We start from the raw sequence: 12,123 nt of genomic DNA, 5'->3' as shown, positions 1-12,123 counted from the left end.
CGCGCTCACCGCGCGGCTGGTCGCCCCGCGCCTGGTCACCCCGCGACTGGTCACCCCGGGCCTCGTTCCGCTCCGGCCGGCCATCGCGGCGCGGGCCGCGCGGGCCGGCGCCGCGATCGGCGCGCACCACGGAGATGCGGGCGGGCAGCGGCGGGCCGAATTCACCCTCTTCCAACGGCGGGGACGGCATGAGCCTGAAGCCCATCGCCTCCAGCGCCATCGGCAGCGTGTCGCCCTTCACACCGAGGCGGGACGCCAGCCCCTCCGGCACCGGGGCCGGCGCACGCCGCGTCAGGTAGCCCAACTCGCCGGCGATGCGTTCCGCCACGTCGAGGCGCAGCAGCACGCGCCCCGCCGGCAGCCAGCCCGCCATGATGGCGAAGCCCTGCGGCCAGCCTTCCGGCCCGCGCGGCGTGTTCGGATCGACCGGCGCTTCTTCCGTGCCCGGCTCCGGCAACGTCACGGAGACGAGGCCCGGGTTGGGCAGCAGCGGCGTCGGGATGTTGCGGCGCAACGCCCAGAGCTGCGCGCGCAGCCCCATGGCACGCGGCTTCAGCACATCCGGCAGATACATGGCGTAGCGGCCGGCGCGGATGCCGATGGCCTTGAGCCGTGCGCGCAGCTCCGCCGGAATTTCGCGCTCGGTCGCACCGGGGGCGAGGCCCATGGCTTCCCGCAGCCGGAAGGCCGGGCCGCGCAGGGTGTTGTCCTCGGCGGCCTTGGCCTCGATTGCCTCCAGCCCGCCGAGTTCGCGCTTCACCAGCGATTCCAGCCAGGTGGCCAGGCGGACGCGCACCCGTTCCCGCTGGGCATTGTCCAGGAATTCGGTGGCGATCACATCCACATGCGGCTTCAGCGGTTCCGGCCCCGGCCGCAGGCGGGCGATCTCGGCCTCGTCCCACATCACGCGGTGCTGCGGGGTCAGGCGGAACGCCTCGTCCTTCGCGACCTCGAGGCTGGCCAGGCGGCGCGGAATTTCCTCCCGCAGTGCACGGCGTGCGGCGCGCAGGACCAGGCGCTTCTCTTCCTCCTTGGTCGCCTCGGGGTCGGGCTGGAAGTGGAAGCCGGTGACCTTGCCGACCGTGTGACCCTCTACCACCACCTCGCCCTGGCGCGTGACGGCGGAGAGCAGCGTCTCCTCCGTGTCATCGAGCCGGCGGATCAGGTGTGCGGCGCGGCGATCGACGAAACGGGCGATCAGGCGCTCATGCAGCGCGTCACTGACCGCTTCCTCCGCCTTGCGGGCTTCCGCCTGCTGGGTGGCGGCATCGGCGATCCAGTCGGCGCGGGCGGCGATGTAGGACCAGATGCGGATGGTGGCGAGGCGCGCCATCAGGGTATCGAGGTCACCCTCGACATTGCCGAGTGCCGCGATGTTGCCCGCCACCCAGTCGCTGGGCAGGCGGCCATCGGTCGCCAGGTGGCCAAAGATCTTGGCGCAGAGCCTTGTGTGGCTGTCATCCGCGATCTTGCGGAAATCCGGCACCTGGCAGGCTTCCCACAGCAGCCGCACGCGGGCGCGGCCCTGGCCAAGCTGGCGGATCTCCTGCTCACGGGACAGCGCGTTGAGCGTGATGTGGTCCACCGCGTCATTGCCCTTGGTGAGGCCAGGGGTGGGCGGGGTGGCGGCCAGGCTGTCCAGCAGCCCGTCGATGCTGGCGAAATCCAGGTCCGAATTGCGCCAGGCGATCTGTGCCAGCGGCTCGAAGACATGACCCTCGATCTGGCGGGCCAGTTCCTCCGGCAGGGGCGGGCATTCGGCGGTGGTACCGAAGGTGCCGTCGCGCATGCCGCGGCCGGCGCGGCCGGCGATCTGGGCGGCTTCCTGGGCGTTCAGCGCGCGTATCTGGTGGCCATCGAATTTCTGCAGGTCGGCGAAGGCGATGTGGTCCACATCCATGTTCAGACCCATGCCGATGGCATCGGTCGCGACCAGGAAATCCACCTCCCGATTCTGATACAGCGCCACCTGGGCGTTGCGGGTGCGCGGCGACATGCGCCCCATCACCACGGCGCAACCGCCCCGGCGACGGCGGATCGCCTCCGCGATCGCATAGACCTCGGCCGCGCTGAAGGCGACCACGGCGCTGCGTGGCGGCAGCTTGGTCAGCTTGGCGGGGCCGGAATGGGTCAGTTGCGACAGGCGCGGCCGCGTCTCGATCTCGGCCTGCGGCACCAGGCGCTGCAGCAGGGGCCGGATGGTCTCGGCGCCCAGGAACATGGTTTCCACCATGCCGCGGGCGTGCAGCAGCCGGTCCGTGAAGATGTGGCCGCGATCGGCATCGGCGCAGAGCTGGATTTCATCCACCGCGACGAATTCGGCGCGGCGGTCCAGCGGCATGGCTTCCACCGTGCAGGCGAACCAGCGCGCCTCGGGGGGGACGATCTTCTCCTCCCCGGTGATCAGCGCGACGTACTTCTCCCCCTTGGCCGCGACCATGCGGTCGTAATTCTCGCGCGCCAGCAGGCGCAGCGGAAAGCCGATGATACCGGAGGCATGCGCCAGCAGGCGAGTGATCGCCAGATGGGTCTTGCCGGTGTTGGTCGGGCCGAGCACCGCGCGAACGCGCGGGGCAAACATCTGGCCGTGGGACATGTGATGGTCGGACATATTGGGTATTGGGCATGGTCCGTGGGGTCAGCGGTTGCGTGGCACGGCTCTGCGCCCTTGGCAACTGCGGGTGGGTGCGGAAGGCCTCGCGGCTGGCCGCGGCAGACCCTCGCGGCTGGCCGCGGGAAGCAAGCTGGCGGGCGGCGGGAAGCAACCCGGCGGGCCGGGGGCGGCATCCTGCTTCTGGCAACGAAACGTCAATCTTCCTGAGTCAGCCTGCCCCGAGTGGCCCGTCCCCCGGTGGCCACGCCTGGGCAGGAGGCCCGCCATGTCCGCCACGTTCCGCCACGGGCTGGACCCGATCCAGCCGCGCGCCGACGCTTTTTCGGACCATCCGGCATTGGCCGCCCCCGCTTCGGGCCGGCTTCGCTGGTTGGCCGGGCTGGGTGCGCTGGTCGCGCTGTGCCTTGCCACCGCGCTGCTGCTGCCAGGGATGGAGGAGCCGGGCCGCGCGCCACCAACGGCGGCGGAGGCACTTTCCCTGCTGGGACCGCGCCCGCCGGAGCCGGCGACCCTGGGCGGGTTGAGCCGCGCGCTGAGCGTGCTGGAGCGTGATCTCGGCACCTGGCAGCTTCTGGTGGCGCCGGAGGGACGGGTGGATCTGTCCCGGCTGCGCGCACGGGCGGCGCAACTCGACCCCACGCGCCAGCCGCCGGCTGCCGCCGCGCAAGCCGATCCGGCCGGCGAGGGCCGGCCCGAGCCGCTTGCCGATCCTGGCCATGTGGCGCTGATCGCGCTGGCGGTCACCCTGGCGGCCGCCACGCTGCTGGCCGGTATCGCCGCGCTGCTGCTGGAACGCCTGCTGCTGGCGCCATACCGGGCGCTGCGCGCGGCGGCGGCCGGCCTGGCGGAAGGGCATCTGGATATCGCGGTGCCCGGCACCTGCCGCGATGATGAGGCCGGCGCCCTGGCCCGCGCCCTGGAACGCTTCCGGCTGGCCGCCCTGGCCACCCGGCAGGAGGCACGCCTCGACTCGATGACGCTGGAGGAAGCGGGGGACCGTCTCCTGGCCGCCTCCGTCGAGATCGAGCGCATCGCCGCCACCGCCGCCGCCCGCGGGCTGGAAGCCAGCCTGGCGCCGCGCCAGGGCGAGGCGGGTCGCCAGCAGGTGGCGGAAGGTGCGCGGCAGCTCGCCGGGCAGGTGGTGGTGATCCGCGACGCCGCGGACCGCGCCAGCACCGCCCTGGCCAGGATGGCGCAGGGCGTGGCCCAGCTTGATGCGCCGCGCGCGCCGCAGATGGCGCGGGCGCCGGAGACGGTGCTGGCGGGCTAGGTCCGCCCGGGCGCGAACCCGGCACGAAGGCCGCGATGTTCCGCGGCCGGCCTTTGCCAGCCTCCCTTGGGCTGCCCCTCTTGGCAGCCACCCCGGCAGGGGTCAGCTTGCGCCGGTGACCGCCGCCACCCGCTTCGTCCTCCTCTACAGCGCCCAATTCGTGGTGGTGGGCATTACCTTGCCCTTCCTGCCGGCCATCCTGTCCGCGCAGGGCATGTCGCCTTCCGAGGTCGGGGCGCTGCTGGCGGTGGCGGCCGGCGTGCGGCTGGTCGCCGGGCCGGCCGGCGGGCGGCTGGCGGATGCGCTGGGCGATTCACGGGTGCTGCTGGTCGCGGGCTCCGCGCTCGCCGCGCTGGCGGCCTGCGGCTTCCTGCTGCCGGCCGGATTTGGGCTGCTGCTGCTGGTGATGGCGCTGCACAGCGCCGCCTTCGCCCCGGTGGTGCCGCTGACCGATGCACTGGCGCTGGCGGCGTCGCGCGCGCCGGGTGGCTTCGACTATGCCCGGGTGCGGGCGGCGGGCAGCATCGCCTTCATGCTGGCCGCGATCGTGGTCGGGCAGGCGGTGGCGGTGGCTGGCATCCAGGCGGCGGCCTGGCTTCTGGTGGCGGGGCTGGCGGCGACCTCACTGGCCGCCCTCGCCCTGCCGGGCCGGGCGCCGCGCGCCGGGCGGGCGGTGGCGCGGGGCTGGGCGGGCTTCCTGGCGCCGCTGCGGCTTGCCGCGGTGCGCCGGCTGATGCTGGTCTCGGCGCTGATCCAGGGCAGCCATGCGCTGTATTACGGCTTCGGCACGCTGCATTGGCAGGCGGCGGGGCTTGGCGCCGGGCTGATCGGCGGGCTCTGGGCGGTGGGCGTGCTGGCGGAGGTGGCGCTGTTCCTGTGGGGACGGGGGCTGGTGACACGACTCGGGCCGGTCGGGCTGTCGCTGGTCGCGGCCGGGGCGGGCGTGCTGCGCTGGGGCGTCACGGCGCTGACGGTCGATCCCTGGCTGCTGGTGCCGGCGCAGATGTTGCACGCGGCGACCTTCGGCATGCAGCATCTGGCGACCATGGCGGTGCTGGCGCGCGTGGTGCCACCGGCCGAGGCCGGCACGGCGCAGACCCTGCATGCGGCGCTGGGCGTCGGGCTATGGATGGGGCTGCTGGCCCTGGCCTGTGGGCCACTTTATGCCGCGGTGGGCGGGGCGGGGTTCTGGGCCATGGCGGTGCTCTGCCTGCTGGCGCTGCCGGCCAGCCTGGCGCTGGGGCGGGCACTGCGAGGCTGACCTCATGAGGCCGGCGGCAGATCCTCCCACCCCGCGCCATGCCACAGCCGGGGCGTGACGGTGGCGCGGCCGTCCTCGACGATGATGCGGTTATAGGCGTTCGGCGTGCCGCGCAGCCGCACGGAGGTGGCGCTGCCGGCCTGCGCCACAATCAGTCCGCCCTCCCGCACCGGGCGGACATCGCCCAGATGCAGATGGCCGGTCAGCACCAGCCGCACATCATGCCGCGCGAAGGCGGCCAGCGCCGGTTCGGCATTGCCGACCAGCCGCGCGCCCGGCTTGAGCATCGGCGCGAGGAAAGGGTGGTGCGCCACGATGATGCGGAACAGCCCGGGCGGCAGTGCCGCGAGCCGCCCCTCCGCCGCCGCCAGCCTGGTGCCGGAGACGCGGCCGCGCGCCCAGTTCAGATACAGCCCGGCGCGACGGGCGGTGTTCATACCGACGATGGCGATCTCCGCATCCTCGAAGACCGGCTCCGTCGCGGCATGCACATGGCGGCGCCAGCGGCGATACGGGTCCGTGAATCGCTCCACCAGATTGTAGGGCGACATGTCGTGGTTGCCGGGCACGATCAGCCGCGGCGCCGGCAGCGTCTCCAGAAAGGCCATGGCGGCAATGAATTCCTCATGCCGCGCGCCCTGGGTGAGGTCGCCCGAGACGGCGATGAGGTCGGGCGCCCAATCCGCCAGTTCCTGCGCGAAGCTGGCCACCACCTGCGGGTCCTCGGCGCCGAAATGCAGGTCCGAGAGATGCGCGACGCGGCGCGTCATGCGGGCGGGGGAACCGGATCGGTCTCGGCCGGCGGGTCCTCGGCCGGCGGGCCGGGCACGATCACGCGCAGCGCGCCGGGATGGATGCGGTAGATCAGCGGCGGCGCGATCAGCAGCGCCTCCCCGTCATTCATCACGCGGATCGCGGTGCGGGCGGAGCCGATGGTCACCTCCTGCGCTGCGCGTTCCTGCACGAGGCGGGAGCCACGCCAGGTTCCGAGGAACATGCCCGCCATCATCTTCACCCACCACCATGCCCCATAGCGACGCGCGACATAGAGGGCGAGTTCCCCGGCATCCAGCCGCGGCCGGGTCATCATCAGGTTGAAGCCCTCGGCATAGCGGTTATTCGCCACCGCCAGCGCCCGGGTCCATAGCCGCACGGTCCGCCCGGCGCCCAGCCGCACGCTGAGCCGCATCGGCCGGTGCCGCCACTCGGAACGCAGCGCCGCCAGCGCGAAGATCAGCCGCGGCCGCAGCCCCCGCTTGCCGCGCCCGCGTTCCCGGTGCCGGCCGAGCCAGGACGGGCTGCCGAGCACGGAGGAGCACAGGAAGACATGGCCATTCACATCCGCCACGTCGATCGCGCGGATCGTGCCATGCGCCAGAGCCGCCGCCGCGGCTTCTAACTCCAGCGGAATACCGAGATCCTTGGCCAGCATGTTCATGGTGCCGAGCGGCAGGATGCCGAGTGCGGCGTCCTTGCCCATCAGCCGTTCGGCGGCCGCCATGATGGAACCGTCGCCGCCGCCCACCACCACCGCCTCCGCCCCCATCGCCACGGCCTCATCGAGCCGGGCGAGCAGGCCCTCCGCATGGTCGGGCACCAGCACCGCCTCCACCCCCGCCGCGGCCAGGTGGCGCGTGACCTCGGCCTCGATCGTGTCGCGGCCGAGGGCGGTGCCGGAGGCGGCGTTGATGACCACGGCGACCCGGCGGGGGTGGGGGCCGGGAGGGGGTGAAGGCGGCAGGGTGGGACTCCGTCGGATGGCGCTACGCGGTGGAAGCGGCGGTGGCGGCCGAAGGTTCCGCACCCGCGATGTTACAACGCGGTCCAGAAAAAAAGGGGCCCAGAAAAATGGGGCCAAGAAAAAGGGCGCGGCCCCTGCGGACCGCGCCCCCCTTCTACCGCATCGCGACGCGGCCCGGTCAGGCCGCCTTCGCCATCCCGCGCAGCACGTAGTTCAGGATGCCGCCATTCTTGTAGTACTCGACCTCATCCGCCGTATCGACGCGGCAGAGCAGCGTCGTGCGGTGGGTGGTGCCGTCGGGGCGGTGGATCACCATTCCCACCTGCATCCGGGCCGCCAGCGTCTCCAGCCCCTCCAGGTCGATGATCTCGGCGCCGGTGATGCCCAGCGACTGGCGGGTTTCGCCATTCTGGAACACCAGCGGCAGCACGCCCATGCCGACCAGGTTGGAGCGGTGGATACGCTCGAAGCTCTCGGTGATGACCGCCTTCACGCCGAGCAGGAAGGTGCCCTTGGCCGCCCAGTCGCGGGAGGAGCCGGTGCCGTATTCCTTGCCGCCGAAGATCACCAGCGGCACGCCCTCGGCCTTGTACTTCATGGCCGCGTCGTAGATCGGCAGCACTTCGCCCGAGGGCTGGTGTTTGGTCATGCCGCCCTCGATGCCCGGCACCAGCTCGTTGCGAATACGGGTATTCGCGAAGGTGCCGCGCATCATGACTTCATGGTTGCCGCGGCGGGCGCCGTAGCTGTTGAAGTCATGCTGGCGCACCTGGTGTTCCAGCAGATAGTCGCCCGCCGGCGAGGCCTTCTTGATGGCACCGGCCGGGGAGATGTGGTCGGTGGTGATGCTGTCGCCCAGCTCGGCCAGGATGCGCGCCCCGGTGATCGGCGGGATCGCGGGGATCTCCATCGTCATGCCGGTGAAGTAGGGCGGGTTCTGGACGTAGGTGGAGCCGCCATTCCAGCGATAGGTGTCGCTGTCCGTGTCGACGCGGATGGCCTGCCACTGCGCCGGGCCCTTGAACACGTCGCCGTAGCGCTGCATGAACATCTCGCGCGACACGGCGGATTGAACCGTGTCGTTCACCTCCTTCTGCGTCGGCCAGATGTCCTTCAGATAGACGGGCTGGCCGTTGCTGCCGGTGCCGATCGGGTCGGTCGTGATGTTCAGCTTCACCGTGCCGGCCAGCGCATAGGCCACCACCAGCGGCGGCGAGGCCAGGTAGTTGGCGCGGACATTGGCGTGGACGCGGCCCTCGAAGTTGCGGTTGCCGGAAAGGACACTGGAGACGACCAGCTTGTTGTCCTCGATCGCCTCCAGGATCGGGTCTTCCAGCGGGCCGGAATTGCCGATGCAGGTGGTGCAGCCATAGCCCACGGTCTGGAAGCCGAGCGCATCCAGATCCGCCGTCAGGCCGGCCTTGTCGAGATATTCGGTGACCACCTGGGACCCAGGCGCCAGCGAGGTCTTCACCCAGGCCTTGGGCCGCAGCCCGAGCGCCCGCGCCTTGCGCGCCACCAGGCCGGCGGCGACCATGACATAGGGGTTGGAGGTGTTGGTGCAGGAGGTGATCGCCGCGATCACCACATCCCCATGGCCGAGGTCGTAGTTGCGATCCGCCACCGGCACGCGCAGCTCGGCCTTGTCGCCCGGCACGCCCATGGTGCCGGCCGCCAGGTCCTTGGCGAAGCTGGTGGAAACCTGGGTCAGCGGCACGCGGTCCTGCGGCCGCTTCGGCCCGGCCATGGAGGGCTCGACCGTCGACAGGTCGAGTTCCATCGTGTCCGTGAACACCGGGTCCGGCGTGGAGGCATCGCGCCACAGGCCCTGCGCCTTGGCATAGGCCTCGGTCAGCTTGATGCGATGCTCGTCGCGGCCGGACAGGCGCAGATAGTCGATGGTGGTCTGGTCGACCGGGAAGAAGCCGCAGGTCGCGCCATATTCCGGCGCCATGTTGCCGATGGTGGCACGGTCGGCGAGCGCCATGTCCTCCAGGCCCGGGCCGTAGAACTCGACGAACTTGCCGACGACGCCCTTCTTGCGGAGCATCTGCGTCACGGTCAGCACCATGTCGGTGGCGGTGACGCCTTCGCGCACCTTGCCGACCAGGCGGAAGCCGATGACGTCCGGGATCAGCATGGCGATGGGCTGGCCGAGCATCGCGGCCTCGGCCTCGATCCCGCCGACGCCCCAGCCAAGCACGCCCAGGCCGTTCACCATGGTGGTGTGGCTGTCCGTGCCGTAGCAGCTATCGGGGAACACATAGGTGTCCGGCCCGTCCTGCGCGGTCCAGGCGACCTGTGCCAGGTATTCCAGGTTCACCTGGTGGCAGATGCCGGTGCCGGGCGGCACGACGCGGAAATTGGCGAAGGCGGACTGGCCCCAGCGCAGGAACTCATAACGCTCGCCATTGCGCTCGAACTCGACATCGACGTTCTTCTGCAGCGCATTCGCGGTGCCGGAGAAGTCCACCATCACCGAGTGGTCGATCACGAGATCGACCGGCACCAGCGGGTTCACCTTCTTCGGATCGCCGCCGAGGTTGGACAGCGCATCGCGCATCGCGGCCAGGTCGACCACGGCGGGCACGCCGGTGAAGTCCTGCAGCAGGATGCGGGCCGGGCGGAACGGCACTTCCTTGGTGGAGGAGCCCTTCTCGAGCCAGGCGACAACGGCCTTGGCGTCATCCACCGTGTAGCTGCGGCCATCCTCGAAGCGCAGCACATTCTCCAGCAGCACCTTCAGGCTGACCGGCAAACGGCTCGGGTCGCCGATGGCGGCAGCAGCCTCGGGCAGGCTGAAATAGTGATAATCCTTGCCGTCCACCTTGAGGGTACGGCGGGTCTTCAGGCTGTCCTGCCCGATCATCCGCATGGTCCGGGGTCCCCGTTCGCGTGGCGCCGGGTTGGGTGCCACCCCGGAAGCGGGGCGCCTCCGCCAAGCCTGGCGCGGTTCCGCCGTGCCGCTTTCGCGACCGCAGCAGGCGGCTTAAACCACAGGGATGACGGGCGGTCCATCCGCCAGCGTGGCCTGTGCGCGCCCTTGTGCGCTCACTGTGCCCCGTTCATGCCGGAATGCACCCGGCAATCGTGTGCAGGGGTTGTTTTCGTGCGCGGGGGCGCCGGGAAAGGGGGAGGGGTGCTGGAAGCGCGGGATCTGGCCTGCTGGCGGGGCGACCGCGCGATCTTTGCCGGGCTGTCCTTCCACCTGGAAGCGGGCGGGGCCCTGCTGCTGCTCGGCGCCAATGGTGCGGGCAAATCCAGCCTGCTGCGGCTGCTGGCCGGGCTGATCCCGGCGGCGGAGGGAGAATTGCTGTGGGAGGGCGCCGATGCGCTGGCCGATCGCGTCGCCCATGCCGGAAGGCTGCGCTACCTCAGCCACCAGGATGCGCTGAAGCCGAGCCTGACGGCGCGGGAGAATCTGGAATTCTACGCGAAGCTGTGGGGCGGCGCTGTCGCGGCGGCGCTGCAGGCGGTCGGGCTGGCCGATCTGGCGGAATTGCCGGCGCGGATGCTGTCCTCCGGCCAGAAGCGTCGGCTGGCCCTGGCCCGGCTGGCGCTGGCGCCGGCGCCGCTGTGGTTGCTGGATGAACCGACGGTGGGGCTGGACGCGGCCTCCGTCACCCGTCTCGGTGCTCTGCTCGCCACCCACCGCGCGGCGGGCGGCGCCGTGATCGCCGCCACCCACCTGCCACTTCCCCTGCCCGGCGCGCGGGAGCTGGTGCTTTGAGGGGCTTCGGCGCCGTGCTGGGGCGGGAGGTGCGGCTGGCGCTGCGCCATCCGGCCGATACCTTGGCCGCCGTGCTGTTCTTCGTGCTGGTCTGCGCGCTGTTTCCCTTCGGCATCGGACCCTCGCCCGAGATCCTGGCGCGCATCGCCCCCGGCGCGCTGCTCGCCGCAGCCCTGCTGGCGGCGCTGCTGCCGCTCGACCGGCTGTTCGGGGCGGAGGCGGAGGATGGCTCGCTCGACCAGCTTCTGCTGTCCGGCCTGCCGCCCTCGGCGCTGGCGGGCGCCAAGGCGCTGGGGCATTGGATTGTCACCGGCCTGCCGTTGTTGGCCGCCACGCCGATCGCGGCCGCCATGCTGAACCTGCCGGTGGAGGCCTGGGGCGCGGCCATGCTGGCACTCGGCCTGGCCACCGGCGTGCTGTCCCTGTTCGGCACGGCGGGCGCGGCGCTGACGCTCGGCGCGCGGCGCGGCGGGGTGCTGCTGCCGCTGCTGGTGCTGCCGCTGTCGATCCCCGCCGTGATCTTCGGCGCCGCGGCGATCGAGGCCGCGGCGGCCGGGCTGACGCCGCGGCCCTATCTGCTGCTGCTGGCCGCCTTGCTGGCGCTCGCCGCGCCGCTGGCCCCGCTGGCAGCGGGGGCGGCACTGCGCGGGGAGTGACCAAGGGGGCGTGACCAAGGGGGCGTAATCAGGCAAGCCAGAGGCTGGATGTCTCGGCCTCCGGTGGCTCGAACACGAAGATCGCCTCGGTGATATCCGCGAAGGCGATGTTCCGCAGCAGGACGGACCCGCCGGTGGGTGCGAAATCCAGCCGTGTATGGCGACCCAGATCGACCAGCGCGGCCATCAGCGACAGGACATCGAGGAACAGGTCGGAGGCGTCCAGCCGGTCCTCGGCGAGGTTGAAATCGGAAATCAGGCTGTGGCCGGTGCTGTCCGTGTCGAAGGCAAAGTAATCCGCCCCGTCGCCGCCGAGCAGCGTGTCGTTGCCGGACCCGCCGACCAATGTGTCCGCACCATCACCGCCCAGCAGCCGGTCGTGCCCGGCACCGCCGATCAGCACGTCATCGCCACGCCCGCCCACCAGCGTGTCGTTGCCGAGCCCGCCCATGATGGTGTCGGCGCCGTCATGCCCGGCGAGGAGGTTGTCCAGCGTATTGCCGACGATCCAATTCGCCTCCGCATTGCCGTAGCCGTTCACGGCGAAACCAACCAGGTCCAGCCGCTCCACATGCTGGGTCAGGCGGTAGTCGATGCTGGCCAGGACCCGGTCATAGCCCTCATTGGCGTATTCGAGGACGCGGTCGCCGGCATCCTCCACCCGATAGACGTCATCCCCCGCGCCACCGAACATGCGGTCATTGCCGGTGCCGCCCGACAGCAGGTCGTTGCCGTCCCCGCCATAAAGCCGGTCATCCCCCGCGCCGCCATAGAGAAGATCGTCACCCGCGCCGCCATCGAGCCGGTCATCCCCGTCGAGGCCGTTCAGGTTGTCGTTGCCGGCGCCGCCG

Annotated in this window: 9 protein-coding genes; 4 read left to right on the top strand and 5 right to left on the bottom strand. The window is 71.3% G+C overall.

Annotated features, from left to right (window positions below; genetic code table 11):
- Nucleotides 1–2,611: helicase-related protein (locus tag Q8S40_RS21230; RefSeq protein WP_305671997.1), on the bottom strand; the 2,611-nt coding region annotated here is incomplete at its 3' end.
- A gap of 268 nt (nt 2,612–2,879) precedes the next feature.
- Between Q8S40_RS21230 and Q8S40_RS21225 the strand changes: the two genes are divergently transcribed.
- A complete protein-coding gene (locus Q8S40_RS21225; RefSeq protein WP_305671996.1) occupies nt 2,880–3,884 on the top strand; it encodes a hypothetical protein in 1,005 nt (334 codons plus the stop codon).
- A gap of 115 nt (nt 3,885–3,999) precedes the next feature.
- On the top strand, nt 4,000–5,145 hold the full coding sequence (locus tag Q8S40_RS21220; RefSeq protein ID WP_305671995.1) for an MFS transporter: 1,146 nt from the start codon (nt 4,000–4,002) through the stop codon (nt 5,143–5,145).
- A gap of 2 nt (nt 5,146–5,147) precedes the next feature.
- On the opposite strand, the gene Q8S40_RS21215 is transcribed toward Q8S40_RS21220, so the two are convergent.
- The 3 genes from Q8S40_RS21215 to acnA form a co-directional block, all read right to left on the bottom strand.
- Complete coding sequence (locus Q8S40_RS21215; protein WP_304811763.1) at nt 5,148–5,915, bottom strand: metallophosphoesterase; 768 nt, start codon at nt 5,913–5,915, stop codon at nt 5,148–5,150.
- Nucleotides 5,912–6,841 (bottom strand): diacylglycerol kinase family protein, encoded by a 930-nt coding sequence (locus Q8S40_RS21210; protein ID WP_305671994.1) that lies wholly within the window; start codon nt 6,839–6,841, stop codon nt 5,912–5,914. The genes Q8S40_RS21215 and Q8S40_RS21210 overlap by 4 nt, the downstream gene beginning before the upstream one ends.
- A gap of 223 nt (nt 6,842–7,064) precedes the next feature.
- The gene (gene acnA / locus Q8S40_RS21205) at nt 7,065–9,761 is read right to left on the bottom strand and encodes an aconitate hydratase AcnA (RefSeq protein ID WP_305671993.1); all 2,697 of its coding nucleotides are present in this window, start codon (nt 9,759–9,761) and stop codon (nt 7,065–7,067) included.
- Between the two features lie 192 nt (nt 9,762–9,953).
- Between acnA and ccmA the strand changes: the two genes are divergently transcribed.
- Together ccmA and ccmB are read left to right on the top strand one after the other, a co-directional pair.
- On the top strand, nt 9,954–10,616 hold the full coding sequence (gene ccmA / locus Q8S40_RS21200) for a heme ABC exporter ATP-binding protein CcmA (RefSeq protein ID WP_371136871.1): 663 nt from the start codon (nt 9,954–9,956) through the stop codon (nt 10,614–10,616).
- Nucleotides 10,613–11,272, top strand: coding sequence for a heme exporter protein CcmB (gene ccmB / locus Q8S40_RS21195; RefSeq protein ID WP_305671991.1), 660 nt, complete (start codon nt 10,613–10,615; stop codon nt 11,270–11,272). Before ccmA ends, ccmB begins: the two co-directional genes overlap by 4 nt.
- Nucleotides 11,273–11,300: 28 nt before the next feature.
- Here the strand turns inward: ccmB and Q8S40_RS21190 are convergent.
- Nucleotides 11,301–12,123 (bottom strand): calcium-binding protein (locus Q8S40_RS21190; RefSeq protein ID WP_305671990.1); only part of this gene is annotated, 823 nt, incomplete at its 5' end.

Origin of the sequence: Falsiroseomonas sp. (assembly GCF_030695085.1) — a bacterium.
Lineage (GTDB): Bacteria > Pseudomonadota > Alphaproteobacteria > Acetobacterales > Acetobacteraceae > Falsiroseomonas.
The sequence above is the reverse complement of the archived record's forward strand: the minus strand, read 5'-3'. Positions and strand labels throughout refer to the sequence as shown.

Coding starts and splice junctions, on each gene's coding strand:
- ccmA (WP_371136871.1), top strand. CDS start 9,954: ATGCCGGAATGCACCCGGCAATCGTGTGCAGGGGTTGTTTTCGTGCGC.
- Q8S40_RS21215 (WP_304811763.1), bottom strand. CDS start 5,915: ATGACGCGCCGCGTCGCGCATCTCTCGGACCTGCATTTCGGCGCCGAG.
- Q8S40_RS21225 (WP_305671996.1), top strand. CDS start 2,880: ATGTCCGCCACGTTCCGCCACGGGCTGGACCCGATCCAGCCGCGCGCC.
- acnA (WP_305671993.1), bottom strand. CDS start 9,761: ATGCGGATGATCGGGCAGGACAGCCTGAAGACCCGCCGTACCCTCAAG.